A 25,290-nucleotide genomic window follows, 5' to 3' on the forward strand; every position below is an offset into this window, starting at 1 on the left:
TCCGGTTAAGTTTGTTCGTCCTATGAATGCTCAAGTCCCAGATCTGTCCGCTATCAATGAATTCCTGCTGTGTCCCACGCCCGATGCCTGGGTGGAGGCGGCATTGAAGGAGCCGGAAATGATGCTGATCGATCATGCCAACTGCGAGAAAAAAGCGGCGGGTACTGCCCTGAACCTGATGTTTCGCTATCTGAATGACTTTGAGCTGCTGAACAAAATGTCGCGTCTGGCTCGCGAAGAGTTGCGCCACTTTGAGCAGGTGCTGGCGATTATGGAGAAGCGCGGTATCGCCTATCCTCACGTTAGTGCCTCCCGCTACGCGGCCGGTCTTCGCGCTGAAGTGCGCAGCGCAGAGCCGGGGCGTTTGATTGATACGCTGATTTGTGGCGCTATTATCGAGGCGCGTTCCTGCGAGCGCTTTGCACGGATTGCGCCTCAGTTAGATGATGAGTTGCAGAAGTTTTATCTCTCCCTGCTCAAATCTGAGGCGCGTCACTTCCGCGATTACCTGCACCTTGCCCAGAAGGCTTCTGATGAAGATATTCAACCCAGGGTTCAGGCACTGCTGGAGAAAGAAAAGGAATTAGTGGAAGGCAGTGATGGACAGTTCCGCTTTCACAGTGGTGTGCCGGAGAGTGCCGGGCAGTAATTCTCGCTTGGCCTGCTAAGGTGGGTCAGATTTACAGGAAGCTTTTGCACTGATGTTTATTGGCTACAAGCTTCCTGATTCTATGGACCCCTGTTACACATTTTTGTTTTAAAATTCAGTACGGGCTTCTTTAATACTTCTCTGGTATAAGCCGATATTGCTTGATCGAACGCTATAGGCATGCGGGGTGAGAAGTACGTATTAAAGGGTACTTGTAATCTGTACTATCGTTAGAATGCTAGAAAGTAAACTTCGTACTCCAGGGATGGTTCTATTAAAGCTCTGTTAACCGCAGTTTTGAAAAATATTTTTACTGCCCTGTAGACTTCTACAGGGTATCCCTCCCTTAAAAAGACAAAGCTACGTTTGTATGGCGTCAATGTGTTGAAGTAGAGTATTTAAGCGCCGTTACTCTTTACTCTTTTGTTCTGGCTCGATCACTTTGAGCTCTCTAAAAGAAGTCGATAGCGAGCTATTAAGGCTCCCAAAACCAACTCGAATCTGTCCGGACTAGTGCCAGAAAAAGATCTGGCAGGCCTCTGGCTGAAGTTCTTTACTGACAGCCTGGTAGAACGATCTACTTCAGTAAGCCGGGGGTAAGTTGGAAGGGAAAAGTAAGATCAGAATCTAGCCTGTTGATAAAACCACTCATCTCCAGCTGCTAGTAGTGCTCAGCGAGTGGTCGTGCTTTCGGCGATGGTCTTCCACTCTTTTTTTTAACAAATTGTTCAGATATGCTGATTTCGAGCAGAATTGAAACCAGAGTATGTTGCTAGTGCTTTGAAGGCTATTTACTGTTTTGTGCAAATTCAGGTGAGTGCCAAATAGGAATTTTCTTTGTGTTTAGAAGTCTGGTGATTGCCTGTGGGGCGGCGGCATAACAGTTGCTGGAGTTGCGCCAAGTTTGTCTGGTCGAGGAGGTAAGTTGAATGTGTCAGTCTCTCAGTTTTTCCTGGGTAACTGCGGGCTAAGGCGACAGGCTTGATCGAGCCGACTATTTAATGGGGCTCACACCTAAGGTGGCCCAATGTAAAAATTTCCATTAAAACCTGGTTTTGTTAGCTTTAGGTTTGCGTAATGATTCGCCGGGATGATTCTTATGGTGGACTGGTACCAGATAGCCTGGTTTCTCTCCTCCCTCCCCAAAAATAAGCTGTCTTTCAGTTCCTGGCAATATATAGGTGCGGATAGAAATACAAAAACATGGCTGTTTTTTTCTTTACTCGATAATTTTGAGTAAGGCCTTATAAAACAAGACGATATCACGATGGCTCTAGTCACTCAGGCTGCTGAGAATTTTGGTTTGTAGCTAATATAAGGGGTTTTGGGACGCTCCACAGTAGATATGACCCTGATTTACATTTACCCTTGGGTAGATGGACGTATCAATAAGGCTTTTAAACTCCTCTTGGGGATTAAGGCTACCTGACTTTCATCAAGAAGGGCCACAAAAAGATAGTTAATTTCCCTCTTTATCCTGTTGGGATAGGTTAATATTTTGCCGTTGGAGTGCCAATATGGGTAGCTGACTCGGTATCAGTATTGATGCGCAAGGCGATATCTTGTAAATATTTCATTGACTCTTGGGGTGTTAAAAAATATTTACATGCAACTAAAAGTAAGGAGCGATTTCAAAAGAAGATCGAAGAGATGGTGACTTGGTTACATGGTGTCAAATATATGACAGTAGATTCAGGGTCTGGTGCAACGCTGTCATCTTCCATGATAGCCTTGACTTTACGCTAGATGTAGATACTGCCATTTTGGGGCTTATGCTCAATCAAATAGCGGGTTTTAGATAATCGGTAGTTAGATTTTTTAAATGGGATTCCATCATATGGTCAAGTCATGCTCCCTTGTTTTAGGGGATGACCGGCAAGCACTTCGGGCTTATTCCGGTGATAATATTGAACCTTTGACGGTGTTGATGCTCTTTTGGACTCCTGGGGGATTGAATATGATCCAGAGGGTGTCGACTACCACAGCTTCAGCTTTGTTGGCCACATTGTTCCGTTAGTTGTACCTGGGATGATCGCGTTGGCGTTATTTCATTCCTGAAAGCTAATAAGGTTCCATATGAGATTTTTAAGTTTAATTTAATGGGTTTGAAGGCTGTTCAAATATCCATTAGTGTGGATGTTCCATAAATAGGGGGGTTTTTGGAGGACGGGAAGATGAAAAACTGGATCAATTAAGAGGAATTTTTATGAAAATTATATGTAGATTTTTTCTTGTTGCTGTAATTGTCAGTGTGTCTTTTGCTGGCTCAATACATAAGGATGTGGTTTATGCTTCTGCATTTGAAGGAGGAAAAACCCTTTCACAGGAGACGTTAACGGCCGAGAGTGGCACTTCTGGTGCAATGGTGGATAACGTTGGTTATATTATTGGGGCAATAATTAAAGCTCTATTGGGAGAGGAGTGATATTTTAACCCGGCGGACTTATGACAAAGTAATAGGTTAAAGTTCCGCTGGGTTATCTCTTGTTGCTGTAGCTACTTGCGTACTTGGTCTTTCATGGGTTAATGAAATTTGTCGAAGGGTAGTGGCAAATTTTGTTATTGTGCAAATAGAAGTCGTCCCAACGTATTGTAATTATCACATGCTCAATTTATAAATTTGCAGCCAGTGGATCAGTAGAGTCTTTTTCCTGCCTATAGAGAGTGCTGAAAAACCCGATATCACCCAAATAATTTTATAAGATGAAAGATGAAAGATGAAAGATGATCAATTTGTTGGATGCTGGCTACAGCAGAGTCAGGCTCCAGTTTTAAATCAGGTGTATGCGGTATTTCTAGACTTTTAGTTTTGATTGAGAATAGTGTCTCTGTATGCACAAATTCTGTTATTCTAATGAGTGCCGAAGGGCACTCTTAAAGTGGTGTCATTTTGGTGCTCGTAGATTCCTTTCTTTTATTCTGAATCAAGCTTTTTCAGCAACCGGATAAATTCTTCAAGTTCTTTGTTACTGGTGGAGTCTACAGAAAATTTATTGTGAAAAAATATGGTGAGTTTTACTTTGGGGGAGTTGATGAACACTGTATAGCCGTCATAGTCAGTACTGACGGCCAGCCCCTGGTAATGCCATTCATTGCCTTCTTTGAGTCCCTTCTTTGTCGCTTTATCAAATACCCGCAGCGCTTGTTTAACGTCAATCTTCTGTTCGGCATCCATTGCTGCTTGCCCTTGCCGCTAAGCTTGTTGCTTTGAGATGAAACTGTCTCTGACTTGGAAGCTTAGACGACATGGACCCTGACAGCCATAATTACCCTAAAGTAGATACCCGGTTTTTTGACTGGTTAGCTTATTTTGGTCTGATTCCATTTGTCGTTGGAATCTTTATGCAGTGGCTGGGGTTATCGATTTTGGGGGTGACTCCGCGCCTGCTGTTCACGACCTATAGCGCTGTGATACTCAGCTTTCTTTGTGGTGTCTGGTGGGGTGCTGCACTTAATCGGGTGGGGCACCCGCACCGGCTGATGTTGGCGCTGCTTAGCAATCTGGTGACGCTATTGGGTTGGGGAGCGTTGCTGATGTTTCGCACTTCCTGGGCGCTTCCAGTGCTGCTGCTCGCTTTTGGCTTTGTTGCCTGGGCTGAGGCTAAGTTGAACCCTAACTTGCCGGGGCGAGACCAGTATTTCCGCACCCGTAGTATTGTGACTTACTTGGTGATGTTCTGCCATCTGTTTATGATCCTGCTACTCCTTTGAAATGGCATGCGTAAACTAAACTGTTACCAGAGAAGTCATTTGGGGTAGCTTTTATGCAACCGGTTTCCTCTGGAGTGCTCGATCAGTTGTTTAACGAGGCTCGAACCCATAGTTACTGGCAGGACAGGCCTGTTTCGGAAGCGGTTTTGAAGCGGCTATACGATCTGGTCAGGTTTGGGCCCACTAGCGCCAACTGTTGCCCCATGCGATTGGTTTTTGTCGTAAGCAAGGAGGCCAAGGAGCGACTTAAACCGGCCCTCAATGAAGGAAATATCAAAAAAACAATGCAAGCCCCGGTGACTGCAATTGTTGCCTACGATATGCATTTTTATGAGAACCTACCGAGACTTTATCCTCAGACCCCTGCACGGGAATGGTTTGCCGACAATCCGGAATATGCTGAGGTAACGGCATTTCGTAATAGTTCCCTTCAGGGGGGGTACTTTATTTTGGCTGCGCGGGCACTGGGGCTTGATTGCGGACCTATGTCGGGATTTGATAATACGCTGGTTGATGAGGAGTTCTTCAGTAAAAGGTGTTCAGCGCCAGCATTTTTACCTGAGCACTTTCCTGACTGCGTTATTAAATCTAACTTCCTGTGCAACCTGGGGTATGGAGAAACTGAAAAGCTGCATCCGCGTAATCCCCGATTGGATTTTGATGAGGCATGTAGGACGTTGTAAGTTGATGGGGTCAGTGTATTCCACACTTGTTGAATAATTTAAATGTCGATTGGTAAAGTTAATGTGTGGTTTGATTATTTTTAAATAATCTCATCAATTAACCTACCTGAGAGAATTTTTTATTGAGGGATTGTCTTTATCTTTAAGGTACAAGCTAAAAAAGTTGCTCATAGTTGATTTTAATATTGCCATCCAATTTACAGTGGAGGTTTGGATACCATTAGATAGACAATAATAATGGTCATGGGAAATGCGATAGCCCCGAGCAGGCACCAAGCCATCATTAGCTTGCGCATTTTATCTAGATTACCGTCTTCTTTGGCATGTTTACGCAGCTGGTACTGAAGGTAAACGACCGGCAGCCACAACAAGAACACGGTTGCGCTGAGACCGGCGGCCAATTGCAGCCAGGCCTGTAGCATCCAGCTAGGATTGATCAGCAGCATACCCACCGCGCTGCCAAATAGACCAATTACCGCTGATCCCGTAAATATCCAGTCTGCCCGTACCGTTTCCCGGCTGACCCACTGCATGACTTGGGCATTTCCGGACAGCCAGCCCCTCAGGGTGTACCAAGCGATGCCGGTCCCTGTGCCGAGAACGACTATGGCGCAGAGGATATGCAGTGTTTTCAGTATCAGATAGTAATTCACAGTGCTGCCGGTCAGACTAAAGTTGGAGATAAATTAGTGGCTGCGACCGTTAATTTCAATGTCAATTATCGCTGGCTTGATGTCTGCTAGCTCAAGCTAGTAAGACGATGAACGATATGGGGGAGAAAAGTGATCTTCCGACCGGAGAAAATTATCAGTGGTGGTCAGACGGGGGCGGATACCGGAGGCCTGCTGGCGGGGCAGCGCCTGGGAATTGCCACCGGTGGCACAGCACCACAGGGTTACTGGACTGAGATCGGTGATCGGCCTGATTTTCTGAAAGGACTTGGGCTGATTGAAAACACGTCCCCGGACCTGGAAGAGCGTACTCGTGAGAATATCCGCAACTCCGATGCCACGGTTATCTTCACAACCAATCCCAGTAGTGATGGCACCCTGTTTACTATTGAGTTCTGCCAGGTATTGGGGAAACCACACTTGGTAGTCAATCCGACTGATGCCGATCGAGTACAACTGGTGCGCGACTTCATCCTCAAGAACCGTCCGCAGACGCTCAATGTGGCGGGTAACCGTGAATCCAACTCCCAAGGGATTACTGAAATTACCGCGGAAACCATCGAGAGGGCGCTAACCCGCTGAGTCTAGGGTTCAATGTGCCTCTCAAGATGATGACCCGAGGGGTTGGGTGCGCGCAGGCGCAATTCCAAGTCCGGGTATTGCCCTACGGAAAACCAGAAGAACAGGCACAGGGCAGCAATTGTGGCAAAGAGAGTGAAGTAGTGAACCCAGGCTGGTTCTGGCCCACCGGGTAGAAAGTGCTTTTCTTCAACGCTGCGACGGCGATTTAAAATTAGTGCATAAAAAATGACTGTCGCAATCACAAAGATCAGGGACCAGCGGGTTTGTTGCCCGTCAGATCCCACCAGGGCCACAAGGCAGTACACCGCTGCAATCAGCAAAATCACAGTAAACAGTCCGTACTGCTGAGGCGGCATTTTGCCGTAGGCCAAAACCCGCAAAGCTACCGCTGAATAGATATAGGGCATCAGCGTCATAATCACAGCGACAGAGGCAATTTTGCCAAACTGCTGGCTGGCCGTTGGCGATATGGTGGTAAGTATCAATACAGACATCAACACGGCTACTAGAGTCAATCCGCCGGTAGGCACGCCTTTGTTATTGGTGCGGGCAAATAGTGCTGCAAACAGGCCATCATCTGCCGCCGCCTTGGCAGACTGCCCCACCAACAGTATCCAGCCGCCCAATGAACCGATACAGCCAATAGCGGCGCACAGGGCTACGACATTGGCCGCAGTATTTCCCAGTGCCAGGCGAGCAGCATCGGCAAAGGGAGCGGAGGAGCTGATTAATTCCTGGTTCGGCAGCATCCCCATAATGACCGATGAGCTGAGTACATAGGCAATAGAAGCCAGGATAACTCCCCCAACCGTTGCGATTGGGACGTTCTTGGTGGGGTCTTTTACCACTGCGGCGGATACAGAGGCGGTTTCCACCCCAATAAAGGCCCAGAGCGTGAAGGTCAGGCTGGCCATAATAGCACTGGGGTCGCTTTTGCCTGAGACATTCCAGCTGCTGGTAAAGTTTTGCTGGTCGAACCAGAACCAGCCAAAAATAGCGGTGCCGAGGATTGGAAGCAAAACCAGGCCGGTGGTGAGGGATTGGATGCGACCGACGGTGCGCGGGCCCAGTACATTGGCGTAAGTTAGCAGCCAGACCATGGCAACCTGGGCCATGGCAAAAGTCAGTGGGTCTTTTAACGGTGGAAAAAAATGGGTCAGATAGCCCAGGCCTGCAGTAATCAGCGCAACATTACCGATTACATTGGCCAGCCAGTAAACCAGATTGGTTTGGTAGCCAATGTAATCGCCAAAAGCGCGGCGGGCATAGGCATAGGGGCCGCCGGCTGCGGGATAGATAGCGGCGAGCTTGGCAAATACCAGTGCCAGGGAGATAGCGCCGACGATGGTTATCAACCAGCCGATCAAAGAAATACTGCCGACTGCAGCGAGATTGGCGGGGAGCATAAAAACCCCGGAGCCCATCATATTGCCTGCAACCATCAGGGTTGCGGGGACCAGGCCTATTTTATGCTCCTCTTTGATAGGCGAGCCTATGGCGAGTCTCCCCGCAGGGCGTAAATATGATAGTGGCCGTCCCGCACCTCTACTCCGTGGTTATCGTGGGTAAAGCCTGGAAATTGCTGGTCGAAGGCTTCCAGAGTTCTCAAGTAAATCAATGCCGGACTATCTTCATCGCCAAAATTTTCGCCGGGCATTAGCAGAGGAATACCTGGAGGGTAGGGTACAACGCCCGTGGCAGCCGTACGTCCCGGTAACTTGCTTAGCGGAAGCATTTCCACATCGCCGCGAACCAGGGCTTCATAAGCTTGTACCGGACTGCAGTCAGCTCTAGGTAAGGCTGAAAATCCTGCAGACATTTGCACTGTGGTTTGCAATTTTTTCATGGAAGCAAACATATTGTCTGCAAGGTCGCGCAGCCCGATATTGCGATAGGCTGGGGACTTTTTTATAAGGTTTGGCAGGCATTCACTTAAGGGCCGGTTGGCATCGAAGTCGCGCTTAAAGGCCAGTAAAGCATTGATTAGAGTGCCCCACTTACCCTTGGTAATACCGATAGAAAACAGGAACAAAATCGTAAAATCGGTAGTTTTCTCCACGATAATGCCGAGGTTGTCCAGGTATTTACTGACGATGTTGGCAGGTATTCCAGATGCAGACAGTTTGCCATCAGGGTTTATCCCCGGGGTGGTAATCGATACTTTAATCGGGTCCAACATGCAGTAATCTGGCTCAATATCACCAAATCCATGCCATGACTCGCCGGGGTCTAATAACCAGCAGCTGGGCTCATGACACAGGAGTTCTGCTGGGGCGCTGTGAAAGGCGTAGTTGTGCCCGTTACTGGGATCGGTGACATGCTCAGGCTGCCAACCTCCGAAGAACCATTCTTCTTTATCGCGATACTCCTGTTGCAAACGGGCCAATACTTGTCGGAACGCTACGGCCTCAGCAATTGACTCCTCTGTTAATGCTTTTCCACCCGGTCCATCCATCATTGCTGCGCTCACATCATTGGAGGCCATGATGGAATAAAGTGGGGAGGTTGAGGCATGCATCATAAAGGCTTCATTAAAGCGCCCATGCTCAATGGGTTTACGCCCATCGCGAATGTGAATCATCGATGCCTGGGACAATGCAGCAAGTAATTTATGCGTTGACTGAGTGGCAAATTTGCTCGGGCCATTTTTCGCGTCGGCTTCTCCCAAATCGTACATTGCGAAGCGATCTCGATAGATAGGATTAAATCGAGCGTATGAGTACCAGGCTTCATCAAAGTGCAGGCGATCAACGGACTCGCCGAGAAGTTCTTCCACTCTGCGCACGTTGTAACAGAGACCGTCGTAGGTGGAATTAGTAATGACTGCGTGAACGGCACGGGAATTTTTGGCGTGCTTGGACAGAGGGTTTTGCCGAATAGCATTGGAAACAGAGCTGGCCGTCAACTGTTGGGGAGGGACAGGGCCTATGAGACCGTAGTTGTTGCGTAGGGGAATCAGGTAGGTTGGAACTGCACCTGACATGGTGATAGCGTGTTCAACGGATTTATGGCAGTTTCGATCGCACAGAGCCAGTTGCCCCCGGGTAACCGATGCCATCAATATCACTCTATTCGATGTCGAAGAGCCATTGGTTACATAGTAAGTGCGATCCGCACCAAATACTTTTGCTGCATATTGCTCTCCCTTGGCAATGGGGCCCGAGTGATCCAAAAGCGATCCCAGCTCTGTTACAGAAACAGACAGGTCCGAGCGCAACATATTTTCCCCAAAGAAATCGTAAAAAGCGCGACCCGCAGGGGATTTGAGAAAAGCTGTTCCCCCAGTATGGCCGGGTGTGTGCCATGAATATTCATGGACCCGGGCAAAGTGGGTCAGGGCGCGAAACATGGGGGGAAGAATGGTGTGGCGGTATCTTTCAATCGCACTCTGGATGCGACCGCCGATAAAGGTCGGGGTATCTTCCAGCATCCAGATAAAATCGTTGGCTAATTCCAGGGCCCGTCGCGGCATGGTGCTGACAGTCTGCTGATCTGCCAGAAGGAATACCGGCATTTGGGGATTGCGGGCGCGAAGTTCTTCCAATACAACCAGGGCGGGGCATTCCGCTTCACCGGGCAGGGTCCAATTAATCAGCAGGCATTGGATTGCGGTGTTAGTGCTCAGTATGGCGCAGGCATCACTACCGCTGGTGGTTGTTATTACGTCAATTTTTCGCTCTGATAACTCTGCCTGTAGCCTCATGGCGGCGCGGCCGGGAGCGCTGTTATCGTCGACTTCACTGCTGGCGATCAGGGCCAGCATGCTGTTATGGCGTTGCTGTCCGAAATGATGCATGAGTGCCGCACAAACCTTTTGTTGTGGCCTGCTAAAAAGTCTCAGCGCAGGAAATTGTCTCGCAAAAGATCTACCACCTCATCGGCGCGGCCGTTGAGTATTGCCTTAAGTCCGAACAGTGCGGTGGAGGTGACTTGCTGCGCCGTAACTTCCGGCGGCATCACCAGTTCCACGCGGTTCGTCGGTACGCTGAGTAGTGCCGGCCCGTCAGTGGCGAGCCAGCGCTTCATGCTGTCCTCAAGCTGATCTGCACTCTCGATACTGGCACCACTGATGCCACAAGCTTCGGCAACGCGGCCGAAGTCCGGGTTATGTAAATCGGTATAGCTGTCGAGTAGCCCCTCAATGCGCTGCTCCATCTCTACGAATCCGAGGGAATTGTTGTTAAATACCAGGACTTTTAATGGGATTTTTTCTTGCACCAGTGTCAACAGGTCTCCCATTAACATGGTCATACCACCGTCGCCGCACATAGCGATGACCTGGCGCCCGGGATAGGCTTTGGCCATGCCCAGGGCTTGGGGGTAGGCGTTGGCCATGGTGCCGTGGGAAAGGCTGGTGAGAAATGAGCGTTTGCCGTTGGCAGTGAGGTCGCGGAGCATCCAAACCATACAGGCGCCGCCATCGGCGGTGAATACGGCATCCTCATCGGCCAGCTTGTTGAGCGTCTGAGCGACAAATTGAGGGTGAATCAGGCTGGGGTCTTTCTCTTTGCCGCGGCTTTTCATCTCTTCCCGATCTTTTTTGTATCGTTCGAGAAGGTCATCGAGGAAGGTACTGTCGGTGCGGGCCTTTAATCGGGGCAAGAGGGCTTCAATGGTTGGACCCACATGCCCTACCAGGCCCATATCCACAGGAGCGCGTCGCCCCAGGTGCGGCGCTTCCGCATCAACTTGAATAATGGTGGCTTTTTCCGGGTAGAACTGGGTGTAGGCAAAATCGGTACCCAGGCACAGTAACAGGTCACAAGTCTCCATGGCCCGGTAGCCTGCGGGATTGCCGAGAATCCCGGTCATGCCCACATGGCAGGGGTTGTCGTATTCGAGAAACTCTTTCGACTTGGTGGTGTGGGCAATAGGAGCGGCCAGGTGTTGTCCCAGTTTTACTACTTCATCGTGAGCGTGACGGCAGCCGATACCGCCGTAAATAGTGATATTTTTTGCGGCGTTGATTTTCTTTGCCAGGGCGTCGAGCTCAGAGTCAGACGGACGCGCTAGCCATTCAGGGCGATGTACCGACCAGGGCAGACTGTCTTTGCTTTTCTCCTTGAACAAGTCGCCGCTAATTTGCACCACCGCGACTCCACCGCGAGTCAGCGCAGTTTGTGCAGCCTGCACAATCATTCGACGGGCTTGCTCCGGGTGGGTCATGGTTTCACAGAAGACCGAACACTGTTCGTAGAGCTTTTGCTGGTCCACTTCCTGTGGATAGCCGAATCCCTGTTCCGCACGGTCGATTCGAGAGGCAATCAGTACCACCGGGGCGCCATTGCGATGGCTTTCAAAAATGCCATTGATAAAGTGCAGGCTGCCGGGTCCAGCAGTTCCGGCGCAGACGCTCAGTTCACCGGTAAGGTAAGACTCACCCCCAGCGGCGAAAGCGCCCACTTCCTCATGGCGCACATGTATCCACTCCAAATCGGAAGTGCGCACCGTTGATGTGAAGTGATTGATGGTATCGCCGACAATGCCGTAACACCGCTTGGCGCCGGCCTTGACCAGTGTATCGACAATAATTTCTGAAACGGTCTGCATAGCAGTCTCCACAGATTGGGTGGGGCTAGCGGTTAATAGCGCGGCGGATTGACGCGTACTTGCCTTCTTCGAGCTTGATCGCAGGCTGAAAACTGTCTGCCTGTGCGGCCAGCCACCAGTGCCAGTAGGGCGTATCTTCCGGTGCGTCGATTAGGGAGTTGGTGTCGAGAAAATGCCAGATACGATCTATCGGCCTGGATTCTGCGCCATTAATTCGGTGAACCAGGTGATAGGGTTTCAGGTCCCGGGGATCGGTAAGCCCTGCGCCGGCCACTATATCCCCCAGTGCTTCGAGAGTTTTTGCCTGGAAAGCAGCCGCCCTTTTACTCTGCACATCCACCACCAGCCCGCGCTGGCGCCGAGGATCCTGGGTGGTAACACCAGTTGGGCAGGTATCCGTATGGCAGCGCTGGGACTGGATACAGCCCACGGAAAACATAAATGCCCGCGCCGCATTGCACCAGTCAGCGCCAATGGCCAGGCATTGTGCCAGGCCGGACGCGGAATAAACCTTGCCGCTGGCAGCCAACTTCACTTTGTCTTTCAGGCCCGCCCCTACCAGGGCATTTCGTACGATAATCAACCCTTCCAGCAGCGGCATGCCCACGTGGTTGGACAGCTCCAGCGGCGCTGCGCCGGTGCCGCCTTCGGCGCCGTCCACAACAATAAAGTCCACCAGTTTCCCGGTCTCGTGCATGGCCTTCATAATGGCCATCACTTCGTAGATGTGCCCTACACAAAGTTTTATGCCTACCGGTTTGCCGCCGGAGAGTTCGCGCATTTGCTCGGCGAATTCAAGCATTTCAATGGGGGTGGAGAACATGGAGTGCGCGCGAGGGGAAACGCAGTTCTGCCCGGGTGTAACCTTGCGGGTGGAAGCGATCTCCTGGGTAACTTTGGCGCCGGGTAAAACCCCACCGTGCCCTGGTTTGGCGCCTTGGCTCAATTTAATTTCCGTCATTTTGACCTGATCGTTGCAGGCCTCGCGAAATAGATCCGGGTTAAAGCTGCCGTCATCGTTGCGCGCACCGAAATAACCGGTACCCAATTCCCACACTAGGTCGCCGCCATGCTTGCGGTGATAGGGGCTGATGCCTCCCTCACCGGTATCGTGATAGAAGCCGCCAATTGAGGCTCCCTTATTCAAGGCCTCTACTGCAGCGGCGGAGAGAGCGCCAAAGCTCATGGCGGAGATATTTAACAGGGCGGCGGAGTAGGGCTGCTTGCAGCGGCCCGTGCCCACTTCAGTACGGCAGGAAGTGTCTGCATTTTTCTCGGGCTTCACCGAGTGAGTGAGCCAGGTATATTCCTCACTCTGCACATCTTTTTCAGTGCCGAACGGATGCATATCGGAAAAACCTTCAGAGCGGGCATACACCAGTCGTCGGGCTTCAATGCTGTAAGGGCGTCCCTCTTCATCACCCTCGACCATATAGGCGCGGAAATAGGGACGCAGATTCAGGAATATCCAGCGAATGCGGCCGGCAACCGGGAAGTTCCGCGTAATGCTCCAGTGCGGTTGGAGCATATCGTAGATTCCCAGTAGTACCAGTGAAATGCTAATTAATAGAGCCACCAGCCACCAGGCGCTGTCTGTAAACGTGAGCACCAAGAAGAATGGGGTCAGGATAAGAGCGGTAATGGGGATTATTGCGCGCTTTATACCATTCCGGCCGGAATAGGCGCACCAGGGGTTGGAGCTACTCATAAAATCAGGTTCAGCATCGTTACATAAAGTTCCGATACTGAACCTAGATCATTTGTAAGGGTTCTGCCTTGATAAGGTCAACTAAAGGGCTTTTTCCCCTAGCTCGCCGCCAACGCAGGCAGTGAATTTTGCTCTGCAGGTAAAAACTCGATGGCAGTGACGATGGAGTAATCCTTCAGTTCATCCAGAATTTCATCCAGCTTCAATAGTTGCCAGCATGCGCGCGCGCCACTGTCTGAAATCTCACCGCGAAGGAATTTTCTCGCTAAAGCCACTGCGGGTGCTGCAGGAATCCAGACGCCATCGCCATCCATTCCAAGTATTTGCCACTGCCTACCAGCTGTCCTACCGTCAACATCTTCACCCAGTGCGCGGACAATCATGCCGCCGTGAGAGCTGCCACCAGGCCAGCGGGCACTCAATTTATGGGCAATTTGTGCGATGCGGGAACTTGTGGCGGGCAAATTTAGGCGCGAGAGTTGGGCGCACAAAGACAGGCCGGCCTGGAGAATCAGGGGCTCTGTCCCCGTGGAAAATAGTGCTGTGTTTAAATCTGGCAGGTATCTTGGGCACAATTCCAGGTCGGGCACCTCAAAATCGCACAGCCAACGTTTTCCCACTGGATGGGCAAGAGTTACCGAGCGCAGGTGATTGCCGGCAAATGATTCTCTCCAGCGCCCATCCCGCAATTGGGGGAAGCTCTCCCCCAGCGCTTCAAAGCCAGAGCGCACGGTGGCGAGGCCGCGCTCTACCTTGTGTGCTGGAGCAATTGCCGCTTGTACAGAGTGAATGACCGGCAGCTCTTTCTGGATCTCAGCTATGGCTGCTGAGCTGAGGCCGGGCAGGCTGCTGGCACCGGATACCATGGAGATGCCGGCGGCCTCGGCGGCCGGGGATAGACGGTGAAAATCACATACAAAGCGGCGCGCATCTGAAATATCGATGTAGGGTGTGCGGGCTTCAATGCAGGCTTTGGCCACCCGGTAATCAGTTTCTCTTTGGTAGGGGCCTGCACAATGGATGATTAAATCCAAATGCAGGGCCTTCAATTGTGCGGCGAGGTTAATGGAGTCCCGTTCCAGTCGTAACCCCTCGGCGAGACCACCGAGTGATTGGGCGCGACGGTCGGCCAGCGATTTGTTATGGCCGGCAATGATCAGTTGGATATTGGGCTCCGTATTCAGCATTTGCGCGATGCGTGCGCCAAAATTGCCGTAGCCGCCGAGAATCAATACGCGTTTATTCAGGTTATTGATCACCTGGATGGAACTCCTGCCCCTTGTAGTCTGAAGAGATCATGCATTGTGCCGGCGACCTAAAGCAAGAGAATATTGCCTGTGATCATAGTGAAGCGCCATTGCATCCCGCTGTTTTGTATATTCTAAAAGTAACGCGCCCGTGGGACTTGCGTATTTTTACTAGATTTAACCGTAATCTTTTGTCGGGCAAATGATTTTCGGAGACCGCCATGGCCGGTTGGAGTTTATCGACGCAGGTTCCTTTGTCGATCACTGAGCAGCGTATTTATGACTTGCATCACCGCAAGGATCTGGTCGACCTGATCACCCGTGCCATGGTGGTCAAGGGAGACCTGGATGTTGAGTTGTTTAAAAAGTCCATCTCAGAGGTAGTAAATACCTATCCGATTTTTCGTTGCCGCTATAGCGGAGAGCCCGCTGTTCGCTCTTTTGTCGATATCGAACTGGACTATTTGGATATTCGCCATTTGAGTGAAGCGCATGTTGCGAGTTTTTTGCGCCAATTTGGCAGTTCGCCAATTAATTTGGAAAGAGACCAATTATTGGGCCTTAGTCTTCTCCGTACTGGCGAAGATGAATATATCTTTTTAACCAAGTGCCACCACATTATTACCGATGGAATTAGCTTGTCACTTCTTTGGTCCGAAGCACTGTCTCACTATTTGAGTGGGGAAGTGGGGAAGGACTACCAACCTCGTGTGGAAACTACTGACTTTGCGGATTATGTAAATTTTGAACAAGCCTACCTGCAGTCGGCACGTGGACAGAAGGCGCGGGACTATTGGCAAGATCGACTGCAAATCCAAGAGGAAAAAATAAAGCAGCTACCCCAGTCTGAAGAGACTTCGGTTCTTTGCAGTGAAGCAGTCTGTAGTCTGGGCGAAGGGGAAATTGAGAGGGTGATGGCGTTGGCTAGCTCGGAGAATGTCAGCCTCTTTGCTTATTTGGCGGCGGCCTTTCAGCAAGTGCTATGTGAGTTTCTACCACACACTTTTTGGATGAGTGGGAATTTATCTCTTCGGTTGAAGAAGGAGCATCGGGAAGTGTTCGGCCCTATGTGTCGATATGTGAACCTGATGGTTTGTCGTGATGAGCCCTGGCATGAAAAGCTTGCGCGCCTGTCTACGGAGATAAAATATGCAATGCGCACGGTTTATGCGGCTGAGTCCATCGGTCCGCATGGCCGGATTGGCCATCACCTTGATGCATCCCATTGCTATTTGGTGACCTTTCTACAAACGGAGGAGCACAGGGAAGGTTTTTTTGCTGTCTACACCGGCGAGACTTCAGATTGGGCAAGGTTGAATGATCACTTGAAGATCCGGATTGCCCCCCTGGCGACGCGCTTGACGCCATATGGCATCTATTTATCTATCACCGTCTTTGGGAAACAGTTGCGCTCGAGCTTTATCTACAATGAGAACTGCTTTGAGGAAAAACAAGTAGAAGCAATTGTAAGCCGCTGGTGTGACAGATTATTGTGCGGGCCTGAAGATGTACTTCCTCAGCTGTAAATAATGCTGCAAAGGGATTGTTGAGCCAATTGTTATGTCAAGATGTACTTTCGTGACTTTGGTTAATAGTCGGGATTATGTAATTGGTGCGATGGCACTAAAACGTTCATTAGATCAGGTGGCCAGTGCTCATCCGCTGGTTTGTATGGTGCCCGCAAATAGTTGTGATGTTTCGCCATTGGAAGCATCGGGTTGTTTGATCAAAGAAGTCTTCCCTCCCCATTTTTCTGATGAATTTGTCAGTCGCCATAAACGTGAAGCGCTGCACCGGCGCGCGCCCTTTGATAAGGGCAATAAACCAGCCTTTCACGATCCATTAAATAACTTTTGTAAATTGGCACTGTGGCAATTGACTCAATTCGACAAGCTTGTTTTCCTGGATGCGGACACCCTGGTATTGCGCAATATTGACCACTTGATGAATTATCCGGAATTTTGCGCAGCGCCCAATCTTTACGAAAACTTGGATGGATTTCACCGTATGAATTCGGGATTGTTTACTGCGGTACCGAGTGAAACGACTTACCAAAAAATGCTTGAGCAACTGGATCGACCAGGGGTTTTCTGGCGGCGCACAGACCAGACTTTTTTGCAGTCCTTTTTCCCTCGTTGGCACGGCCTGCCTTATATCTATAACGCCTTGCAATACCTCTACCTGAATTTACCGCAGCTGTGGCAGTGGGACAGTATTCATGTCATTCACTACCAATATGAAAAACCCTGGCAAAAACAGCACTCAAAAGTTGAAAAGCTCAAACCCCTGATCGACTTGTGGTGGGCTGTTTACGAAGGGCGAGATATTGCCGTTGACCTGGATGAGCTGGCCCGTGCTTAGAAAATAAAATCGAGAGAGGGAATTGTGAGAATAGGGATTACTGGCGCCAGTGGCTATGTGGGGCAATTTCTGGTCAGGCATTTTTTGCGGCAGGGCTATGAAGTGCGAGCATTACTGCGCAGGGAGGAAAGTGCAGCTCTTTTTCGCAGTATTGCTTCACCCAGATTGGCGTGGAGCGTCGGGGATATTACTTCTGATACAACACTACAGACATTCGCCAGCAATCTGGACGTAGTGGTGCATGCGGCTTTCGAGCATCTTCCCGGTCGCTATCGAAATGGAGAAGGGGATGATCTCGAGGGTTTTTTACATGTAAACCTCAGTCAAACCCTGGCATTAATCCAATTCGCCTATGCAGCGAAAGTAAAAAAATTTGTATTTATTTCCAGTCGTGCCGTTTATGCCACTGGAAAGTTGAGCGGCTCTTTACGCGAGGAGCAGGTTGTTCAGCCGGATACTTTCTACGGCGGCTATAAAGCGGCTGTGGAAGCCATGCTGTCTGCTTGGGCGCATCAGCGCAGTTGGCATGCGGTTTCATTGCGCTTAACTGGAGTTTACGGGCTGGTGAGTCCGCTAAGTCGCAGCAAGTGGTATGACATCGCTCGAGCAGTGATATCCGGAGAAGCCTATTTAAATTCCCGGCTTTCAACGGAAGTGCACGGAGAAGATGTGGCGCGGGCGGTAGAGCTTTTACTGGAGCACGAAGATGCCCGGGGGCGGGCAGTAAACTGTAGTGATTGCCTGGTTAGCAGTCGCGAGTTGGTGAAGATTCTAAGATCGATATCTGGACAGCGGGGACCGTTACCTTCCCAGCCACAAGTGAAATCGCCAGCAGTGATGGATTGCGCTTATTTACAGGGGAAAGGTTTTCAATTTGGGGGTGTACAGCGTTTGCTGGAGACGCTTGAGGAGTTAGTAGAGGCTGTGCAGCAACAGCAGAGCCTCATCCAAAACGCCGGTTCCTAGCCGATCGGCCAGTGAATCAACTCCAGTGAGTCTTTGTCCGCTTTCAGGCACCAAGCATTCTTATCCCAGTCTCCCAGCACAATACGCTCCGCCGGTTCACCGTTGATCGTCAACGCGTGGCGGGCGGGCCGGTGGGTGTGGCCGTGGATCAGTCGAAGCACATTGTGCTCAAGCATCACCCGCTCCACTTCTTCCTGGGTTACATCCATGATGTCTTCGGCCTTGCGGCTGTTCATACTCTTGGATGCCATACGAATCTGCGCGGCAATAGCGCGGCGTTCCTGTAGAGACTTGGCCAATAGCTCTTGTTGCCACTTGGGGTCCCGGGCCTGGCGGCGGAACGCCATATACTCTTTGTCGAGGGTGCAAAGGCTGTCGCCGTGCATAAGCAACACGCGCTCATTACCGAGGGACAACGCAGTGGGGTCCTGAAGTAAAGTGGCTCCCGCCCGCTGGGCGAAGTCGGTACCCAACAGGAAATCCCGATTGCCGTGCATCAGGTACAACTCTACGCCGGTACCGCTATAGCGGCTTAACTCGCCAATCACTTCGCGGGCCAGCGGGGCATCGTCGTCGTCGCCAACCCACGCCTCAAAAAAGTCGCCGAGAATATATAGCGCCTCAGCACCGGCAGCTCGCCCGTGCAGAAAATCAAAAAACGCCCGGGTAATATCCGGGCGTTTTTCGTCGAGGTGCAAGTCAGAAATAAAATAAGTAGACAATGTCCCCGCCTTAGAGTCGGTACTGACCCGTGGAATTACTTATCGGCGTAGGCGTCAGAGATGCTGATACCAGTGATTTCGATAGTCTCCAGGGGTACGTCCTGGTGGAAGCCTTTGCTGCCGGTTTTAACATCTTTGATTTTGTTGACCACGTCCATGCCGTCGACAACCTTACCAAATACGCAGTAACCCCAACCCTGAGAGTCTTCGCTGCGGAAGTTCAGGAAATCGTTGTCCTTAACATTGATAAAGAACTGGGAGCTGGCGGAATGTGGGTCCATAGTGCGGGCCATGGCCAGGGTGCCAGTGTCGTTCTTCAAGCCATTGTTGGCTTCGTTTTCGATGGAATCGCGGGTTTCCTTCTGCTGCATGTCCGGAGTCATGCCGCCACCTTGGATCATAAAGTTGTTGATCACCCGGTGGAAGACAGTGCCGGTATAGAAATCGTCACGGCAGTACTGCAAGAAGTTGGCAGCAGTCTTGGGTGCCTTTTCGAAATCCAATTCGATGGCTATATCTCCATGGGTTGTGTGAAGGGTGATCATAAAATGTCCTATGAGGGTTGATTTGGGGCGGCATGATACCTTGTAGTCTGTAGCTGTAAAATGCTGTGTCGGAATATCTGTGTCAATTGCACAAAAATCAAACGCTTGCAGTGAATTTCTATGAAAAGCGTTCCTTCAAATTCGATATTCTGTCTCTCAAGTAGGTTATAATTCGCCGTTTACGTTCGCACAGCTGTAAATTAAGAGAATCCTATGACATCCGAGAGCAAGCCAGCTCACTTTTTACAGAACCTTATCCGTGAAGATCTGACTGAGGGCCGGGTTACGCAGATCGCGACCCGCTTCCCGCCGGAGCCCAACGGCTACCTGCATATTGGGCACGCCAAGTCCATCTGTCTGAATTTTGGTCTGGCGCAGGAATTCGGTGGCACCTGTAATTTACGCTTTGACGACACCAACCCGGCCAAGGAAGAGGAAGAGTTTGTCGATGCGATTAAGCGCGATGTCTCCTGGCTCGGTTTTGAGTGGAATGGTGAAGCGAAGTATTCCTCGGATAATTTTGATCAATTGTACGAGTGGGCGCTGCACCTGATTAAAGATGGCAAAGCCTACGTCTGCGACCTGTCCGCAGAAGAAGCTCGTCACTACCGTGGCACGCTGAAAGAGCCGGGCAAGAACAGCCCCTTCCGGGATCGCTCTGTCGAGGAAAACCTGGCGCTGTTTGAAAAGATGCGCAACGGTGAAATGGAAGAGGGCCAGTGCAGCTTGCGCGCCAAGATCGATATGGCCGCACCGAATATCAACCTGCGTGACCCGATCATCTACCGCATCAAAAAGATGGCTCACCACCAGACTGGTGATAAGTGGTGCATTTACCCCAGCTATGATTTCGCTCACGGACAGTGTGATGCGATTGAGGGTATCAGCCACTCCATCTGTACCCTGGAGTTTGAAGATCACAAGCCGCTGTACGACTGGCTGATCGAGAACCTGCCGGTGCCTTCGCGTCCGCGTCAGTACGAATTTGCCCGCCTGCACCTCAACTACACCGTGGTGTCCAAGCGCAAGCTCAAGCAGTTGGTTGACGAAGGCCATGTAGACGGCTGGGATGATCCCCGCATGCCGACCCTGTCCGGTATGCGCCGTCGCGGCTTTACCCCGGCTTCCATTCGCAACTTCTGCGAGATGATCGGTGTAACCCGTTCCGACTCAGTTGTCGATGTGGGCATGCTGGAATACAGCATTCGCGACGATCTGGATAAAAATGCACCGCGCGCCATGTGCGTGATGGAGCCTTTGAAGATTACCCTGAAAAATTACCCGGAAGGCCAGGAAGAGATGCTGTCAGCACCCGGCCACCCGGTGCGCGATGATCTGCCGGCCCGTGAACTTCCTTTTGGCCGCACTCTCTATATTGAGAAAGAGGATTTCCGCGAAGAGGCCAACAAGAAGTACAAGCGACTGGTGCTGGGCAAAAAAGTTCGCCTGCGCAACGCTTATGTGATCTTTGCTGAAGAAGTCGTGAAGAACGATGCCGGTGAAATTATTGAAGTGATCTGCTCGGTTGATCTGGACACCCTGGGCAAAGACCCGGCCGACGGCGTTAAGCCAAAGGGCGTTATTCACTGGGTATCTGCGGACAACAATGTCGATTGCGAAGTGCGCCTCTACGATCGCCTGTTCAATGATGCGGCGCCGGATGCCGGCGGTAAGAACTTCCTCGACTGCGTAAACCCGGACAACCTGCAAATCCTAAAAGGCTGTAAGGCGGAAATCGGCCTGGCCAAAGCGGAGCCGGAGCAGGGTTACCAGTTCGAACGCAACGGCTACTTCTGTCGCGACAGCAAGTACGGCAGCGCAGAAGCGCCGGTGTTTAACCGCACCATTGGTCTGCGCGACAGCTGGGCCAAAGAGCAAAACAAATAGCAAAGCGGAGAGCTGCCCGAGCGGCAGTTTTCGCGGCTGGGTCAATGACTGGCCCAGCCACACAGCAAAAAGAATTCGAGAGAAAAGATGTCTCTACAGGTCTACAACACGTTTTCCGGGAAGAAAGAACCCTTCGTACCAATGGTGGAAGATCAGGTGCGCATGTATGTGTGTGGCCCCACCGTGTACAACCGCGTGCATATTGGCAATGCCCGCCCTGTGGTGGTGTTCGACACCCTGTACCGGGTACTGAAAAGAAATTTCAGCGATGTGATTTACGCGCGCAATATCACCGATATTGACGACAAAATCATGAAGACCGCGCGGGATAACGGCGAGGAAATCGGCGTGCTGTCGGCGCGCTATGCCCAGGCCTACTACGAGGATATGGCCGCGCTCAATAACCTGGAGCCGGATATCGTCCCCTACGCCACCCAGCACTTGCCAGAAATGATCGCGATGATCGAAAGCCTGCTGGAGAAAGGCCACGCCTACGCCGCCGAAGGCCATGTGCTGTTCGCCGTGGAATCCATGCAGGAATACGGTCAGCTGTCCAAGCGCTCCCTCGACGATATGCTCGCCGGTGCGCGGGTGGAAGTAGCGCCTTACAAAAAGTACGCCGGCGACTTCGTACTGTGGAAGCCGTCCGCCGATGACGAGCCCGGCTGGGACAGCCCCTGGGGCCGTGGGCGCCCGGGTTGGCACTTGGAGTGCTCGGCCATGATCAAGAAGCATCTGGGTGACACTATCGATATCCATGGCGGCGGTCGCGACCTGACCTTCCCTCACCACGAGAACGAGCGCGCCCAGAGCTGCTGCGCCAATGGTGTGGATTTTGTGCGCTACTGGATGCATAACGGCTATGTAAATATCAATGGCGAAAAGATGTCCAAATCCCTGGGCAACTTCCGCATGGTCAAAGACCTGCTGAGCCAATACCCGGGTGAAGTGCTGCGTTTTGCACTGCTGTCTGCCCACTACCGCTCAGAGCTGAATTTCAGTGCTGATTTGCTGGATCAGGCATGGCGCACCCTGGATACTCTCTATGGCGCACTCCGTGAAACGGAAGCGGTTGAGGCTGAAGCGGCAGATCTTAACGACACCGCCTTTATCAAGGCGTTGGAAGACGATCTGAATACGCCGATCGCCATCAGCGAGTTGCACCAGATTGCCCGCGACCTGAACAAAGCCGATGAGGCGGATAAAGCACGCCTGAAAGGCTTGCTGTTGGCCGCTGCAGATATGCTGGGCATTCTCCAGCAAGACCCGGAAGCCTGGTTCAAACAGGCCCGTGGTGGCGATGAAGGTATTTCTGCCGAAGAAGTTGAAGCACTGATCGAAGAGCGCGCACAAAGCAAGAAGAACCGTGACTTTGCCCGCGCCGATGAGATTCGCGAAGAGTTAAAATCCAAAGGTGTGGTGCTTGAGGATAGCCGCGAAGGGACCAAGTGGCGCCGCGAATAGCGCGGGTCCCTCCCCGAGACACGGATAGACTTGAGACACCGATAGATTTTCCCCGGTTTGGCACCTTGCGGCCGCCGGGGAAGTGAAATTCGAATTTCATTTGTAGAAGCGAACCATGAAAAAAGTATTTGTCCTGACCAGCGCTGTTATCGCCCTTATCGCACTGACCGGCTGTGAGCCCAAACGGGGTTCCGATGCCTGGTGCGAAAAAATGGATGGCATTCCCAAAGGGCAGTGGACTTTTGACGATACCCGCGACTACACAAAATATTGTGTCTTCAACCAAAAGCCGGAAGAGGAATAAGCGGGCCTATAGTCGTTGTTCTTCGTCGATTCCTACCAGCACTTCTTCCGCCCGCTGACCGGTAAATACCGCGAGCAGGTGGTTGAGTGCTTGCGTCTTTTGTATGAGCGTCTGTACACCGCCAAGGCTGACTACGGTGAGTCTCTGCTGCGCGAACAGATTCTGGAAATTTTTGCCGAGGCTCTGACCCGCGCGCCGCAGCTCGATAGTGAAGATGGAGTGCAGGACCCCGAGGGCCGCTTCCGCAACCTGCGCGATCAGGCGGTCTGGGTACTGAACAGCCTGGTGGAGTTCGGTTGGCTGGAGAAGCAGGTAGACAGCGCCACGCTCACCGCCACCTATCCGTTTAGCCGCCGGGGCCGCCTTTTCACTCAGCCGCTAGTGGAAGTGAATGGCACCCGCGTGCGCACCCGCCACCGCAATACCCGCAACACCTTAAATGCCTTGGAAGCCTTTGCCAGCCGAGGTGAAATCCACGACTTGATCGATGCCTGGGAATACTCCGAGCGTATCGTGGCGGATTTCACCGATATGATCGCCGAGCTGGAAGAGCGCAAGCGGGAAATGGTGCGGGAAGTGGAGGCTCAATTGCTGGTGCAGCAGGCCACCGATGAGTTTTTCTCCTTTATGGAGAGCCGCTTCCAACCGGACCTGGCTATCCGTCTGTCTGCGGACAGCGTAGAAAAACATCGCGATTCCATCAACCGGGTGATTGACTGCATTCGCCGCAAGGAGGATATGCAGAAAGCGGAGTGGGAGAAGCGCCTGCGCCAACTGTTGCCGGAGTTGGTGCAACCGGGCCACTCCCTGCTGTGGCTGATGCTCGATACCATCGAAGACCGCATGCGCCGCGCCTGCGAGGTGAAGTTGCCCGCTTTGCGCCGCGCACTACAGGGCTTTACCAAGCGTGCCGATATTATTATTCGCCAGCTCAGCTACCTGCACAGCCAGGCCGAAGGTGAATTTGCCGACCTGTGCCAGCGTCTCGGTGAGAGCCAGCAAAAAACACAAATTCTCGAGCAGCTGGGCGAACAGTTAGGCGGCTTCCAGCTGCGCCTGTTTGACCCCAAGCAAACCCAGCTGTGGCAGCGCAATCGCCGCCAGCCGGTGAATACCCGGGTTGAAGATGAAACCCCCATCGGTGAAGAGAACCGCCGCGAGATCGAGCTGCAACAACTGCTCGACCAGGCGTTTAACTTCAACAACAGTAACCTGCGCGATTATCTGAGCGATGCCCTCGGCACCGGCCGCCAGATCAACAGCCGCAACCTGCCATTGCGCGATGCGCGTGACCTGCTCGCTATGAGCCATGTGATCGAAGCGGCGGCGGTGAACCAGAGCGGTGCCGCCGACCTGCAGGTGAAATTTACCGGTGAAATTGCCAGCAATGACTATTTCACCGAATTTGACGAATATATCCTGGAGCTGAAAAACAGTGATTGAACAGGCTTTGGAAGAGGCCCTGGCGCAGTGTCGCCTGAACCGCAGCGAATTTTCCGAGCTGCTGGTGCGCCTGTTGGATTACGGCGTTATTTGCCGGGATGAAAGCGTAATCGAAACCACCCTTTACGATCGCTTCCAGCGCTGTGAGCAGCTGGTGCGCGAGTGGTTGGCCCCGCTGGGATTGCGTTTGCAGCACGACAGCCGTTTCCAGTTTATCCGCGTGTATCCGCCCGGCGCCGAAGTGCCGGGCCTGCCGGATCAGGAAGAGCCGCACCACGGCGGCTTCCGCGCCCGCCTCAGCCAGCAGGAAGTGGCCGCGATTCTCGCCCTGCGCGTGGAGTATGATAAAGCGCTGCGGGAAGGGCAGGTGGATGAGAGCGGTTGCGCCGCGCTATCGATGGAAGCCCTGGAACTGGGCATGCGCAATCTGCTGAAAATGTCCCTGCCGGATAAGCACGCCGAGCGTAAAAACCTGCTGAAGAAATTGCGCCAGTTGCGCCTGGTGCAGTTCAGCAGCGAAGAGGTGGAGACCAGTGCGGAAGTGTGGCTGCGCGTGCGCCCGACCATCGCCCACTTTGTCAGCGAGTCGGTATTGCACCAGCTGATCGACAGCGAAGTCCCGCCCGCCGCAGAGAGCCAAGTTGCCGAAACCGATAAGGTGGGTGAGCTTGAAGAAGCGGAAATAGAGCCGGCGCCTGCGCGCATCACCCCAGAGGTCGAAGACCACAGCTTATTTGAGAGTGAAGCGGCTTCTTAGCTGAAAAATAGAGGCCGCAACAGCGGCCACAAAAAATAGA

General features: G+C 51.8%; 22 protein-coding genes. 13 read left to right on the plus strand and 9 right to left on the minus strand.

Annotated features, from left to right (window positions below; all coding sequences use genetic code 11):
- Window positions 1-22: 22 nt before the first annotated feature.
- Window positions 23-649 (plus strand): MiaE family protein, encoded by a 627-nt coding sequence (locus ACJJIE_RS02230; RefSeq protein ID WP_444893381.1) that lies wholly within the window; start codon window positions 23-25, stop codon window positions 647-649.
- Between the two features lie 2,206 nt (window positions 650-2,855).
- A complete protein-coding gene (locus ACJJIE_RS02235; protein ID WP_444893382.1) occupies window positions 2,856-3,074 on the plus strand; it encodes a hypothetical protein in 219 nt (72 codons plus the stop codon).
- Between the two features lie 489 nt (window positions 3,075-3,563).
- Here the strand turns inward: ACJJIE_RS02235 and ACJJIE_RS02240 are convergent, their stop codons facing one another.
- The gene (locus tag ACJJIE_RS02240; RefSeq protein WP_282932177.1) at window positions 3,564-3,824 is read right to left on the minus strand and encodes a DUF3081 family protein; all 261 of its coding nucleotides are present in this window, start codon (window positions 3,822-3,824) and stop codon (window positions 3,564-3,566) included.
- 71 nt (window positions 3,825-3,895) lie between these two features.
- On the opposite strand from ACJJIE_RS02240, the gene ACJJIE_RS02245 reads away from it, so the two are divergent.
- Both ACJJIE_RS02245 and ACJJIE_RS02250 read left to right on the plus strand, forming a co-directional pair.
- On the plus strand, window positions 3,896-4,360 hold the full coding sequence (locus ACJJIE_RS02245) for a DUF3429 domain-containing protein (RefSeq protein ID WP_444893383.1): 465 nt from the start codon (window positions 3,896-3,898) through the stop codon (window positions 4,358-4,360).
- 53 nt (window positions 4,361-4,413) lie between these two features.
- Window positions 4,414-5,043: a malonic semialdehyde reductase gene (locus ACJJIE_RS02250; protein WP_444893384.1), complete on the plus strand. Its 630-nt coding sequence runs from the start codon at window positions 4,414-4,416 to the stop codon at window positions 5,041-5,043.
- A 197-nt stretch (window positions 5,044-5,240) separates the two neighbouring features.
- Here ACJJIE_RS02250 and ACJJIE_RS02255 read toward each other — a convergent pair whose 3' ends face one another.
- Window positions 5,241-5,696, minus strand: coding sequence for a DUF2269 domain-containing protein (locus tag ACJJIE_RS02255; RefSeq protein WP_282932180.1), 456 nt, complete (start codon window positions 5,694-5,696; stop codon window positions 5,241-5,243).
- A 129-nt stretch (window positions 5,697-5,825) separates the two neighbouring features.
- Here ACJJIE_RS02255 and ACJJIE_RS02260 point away from each other — a divergent pair, with 129 nt between their 5' ends.
- A complete protein-coding gene (locus tag ACJJIE_RS02260; protein WP_444893385.1) occupies window positions 5,826-6,296 on the plus strand; it encodes a YpsA SLOG family protein in 471 nt (156 codons plus the stop codon).
- A gap of 2 nt (window positions 6,297-6,298) precedes the next feature.
- Here the strand turns inward: ACJJIE_RS02260 and adiC are convergent, their stop codons facing one another.
- The 5 genes from adiC to ACJJIE_RS02285 all read right to left on the minus strand — a co-directional run bounded on the left by adiC (window position 6,299) and on the right by ACJJIE_RS02285 (window position 14,813).
- Window positions 6,299-7,792, minus strand: a complete 1,494-nt coding sequence (adiC, locus tag ACJJIE_RS02265) for an arginine/agmatine antiporter (protein WP_444894738.1) — start codon at window positions 7,790-7,792, stop codon at window positions 6,299-6,301.
- Entirely contained in the window at window positions 7,789-10,092 is a 2,304-nt protein-coding gene (locus tag ACJJIE_RS02270) for an Orn/Lys/Arg family decarboxylase (protein WP_444893386.1), read from the minus strand. The genes adiC and ACJJIE_RS02270 overlap by 4 nt, the downstream gene beginning before the upstream one ends.
- 41 nt (window positions 10,093-10,133) lie before the next feature.
- Entirely contained in the window at window positions 10,134-11,846 is a 1,713-nt protein-coding gene (locus ACJJIE_RS02275; protein WP_444893387.1) for a thiamine pyrophosphate-dependent enzyme, read from the minus strand.
- Between the two features lie 25 nt (window positions 11,847-11,871).
- Complete coding sequence (locus tag ACJJIE_RS02280) at window positions 11,872-13,554, minus strand: FMN-binding glutamate synthase family protein (RefSeq protein ID WP_444893388.1); 1,683 nt, start codon at window positions 13,552-13,554, stop codon at window positions 11,872-11,874.
- Between the two features lie 98 nt (window positions 13,555-13,652).
- Complete coding sequence (locus tag ACJJIE_RS02285; RefSeq protein WP_444893389.1) at window positions 13,653-14,813, minus strand: saccharopine dehydrogenase family protein; 1,161 nt, start codon at window positions 14,811-14,813, stop codon at window positions 13,653-13,655.
- Between the two features lie 209 nt (window positions 14,814-15,022).
- On the opposite strand from ACJJIE_RS02285, the gene ACJJIE_RS02290 reads away from it, so the two are divergent.
- From ACJJIE_RS02290 to ACJJIE_RS02300, 3 genes are read left to right on the plus strand one after another with little or no spacing between them, the layout of a single operon-like run.
- Window positions 15,023-16,327: a condensation domain-containing protein gene (locus tag ACJJIE_RS02290; protein ID WP_444893390.1), complete on the plus strand. Its 1,305-nt coding sequence runs from the start codon at window positions 15,023-15,025 to the stop codon at window positions 16,325-16,327.
- A gap of 52 nt (window positions 16,328-16,379) precedes the next feature.
- Window positions 16,380-17,162 (plus strand): glycosyltransferase, encoded by a 783-nt coding sequence (locus ACJJIE_RS02295; RefSeq protein WP_444893391.1) that lies wholly within the window; start codon window positions 16,380-16,382, stop codon window positions 17,160-17,162.
- A 24-nt stretch (window positions 17,163-17,186) separates the two neighbouring features.
- Window positions 17,187-18,128, plus strand: coding sequence for an NAD-dependent epimerase/dehydratase family protein (locus ACJJIE_RS02300; RefSeq protein WP_444893392.1), 942 nt, complete (start codon window positions 17,187-17,189; stop codon window positions 18,126-18,128).
- On the opposite strand, the gene ACJJIE_RS02305 is transcribed toward ACJJIE_RS02300, so the two are convergent.
- The gene (locus ACJJIE_RS02305) at window positions 18,125-18,850 is read right to left on the minus strand and encodes a UDP-2,3-diacylglucosamine diphosphatase (RefSeq protein ID WP_444893393.1); all 726 of its coding nucleotides are present in this window, start codon (window positions 18,848-18,850) and stop codon (window positions 18,125-18,127) included. The genes ACJJIE_RS02300 and ACJJIE_RS02305 overlap by 4 nt on opposite strands.
- A 35-nt stretch (window positions 18,851-18,885) precedes the next feature.
- Entirely contained in the window at window positions 18,886-19,395 is a 510-nt protein-coding gene (locus ACJJIE_RS02310; protein WP_108733726.1) for a peptidylprolyl isomerase, read from the minus strand.
- A 213-nt stretch (window positions 19,396-19,608) separates the two neighbouring features.
- On the opposite strand from ACJJIE_RS02310, the gene ACJJIE_RS02315 reads away from it, so the two are divergent.
- From ACJJIE_RS02315 to ACJJIE_RS02335, 5 genes are all read left to right on the plus strand, one after another.
- On the plus strand, window positions 19,609-21,282 hold the full coding sequence (locus tag ACJJIE_RS02315; RefSeq protein ID WP_444893394.1) for a glutamine--tRNA ligase/YqeY domain fusion protein: 1,674 nt from the start codon (window positions 19,609-19,611) through the stop codon (window positions 21,280-21,282).
- 87 nt (window positions 21,283-21,369) lie between these two features.
- Entirely contained in the window at window positions 21,370-22,746 is a 1,377-nt protein-coding gene (cysS, locus tag ACJJIE_RS02320) for a cysteine--tRNA ligase (protein ID WP_444893395.1), read from the plus strand.
- A gap of 115 nt (window positions 22,747-22,861) precedes the next feature.
- Complete coding sequence (locus ACJJIE_RS02325) at window positions 22,862-23,050, plus strand: DUF3012 domain-containing protein (protein WP_108733723.1); 189 nt, start codon at window positions 22,862-22,864, stop codon at window positions 23,048-23,050.
- Between the two features lie 15 nt (window positions 23,051-23,065).
- Complete coding sequence (locus ACJJIE_RS02330; RefSeq protein WP_444893396.1) at window positions 23,066-24,493, plus strand: Wadjet anti-phage system protein JetA family protein; 1,428 nt, start codon at window positions 23,066-23,068, stop codon at window positions 24,491-24,493.
- The gene (locus tag ACJJIE_RS02335; RefSeq protein ID WP_444893397.1) at window positions 24,486-25,250 is read left to right on the plus strand and encodes a DUF4194 domain-containing protein; all 765 of its coding nucleotides are present in this window, start codon (window positions 24,486-24,488) and stop codon (window positions 25,248-25,250) included. Before ACJJIE_RS02330 ends, ACJJIE_RS02335 begins: the two co-directional genes overlap by 8 nt.
- Window positions 25,251-25,290: the final 40 nt, after the last annotated feature.

It is taken from the genome of Microbulbifer maximicatervae (SeqCode), assembly GCF_052467325.1.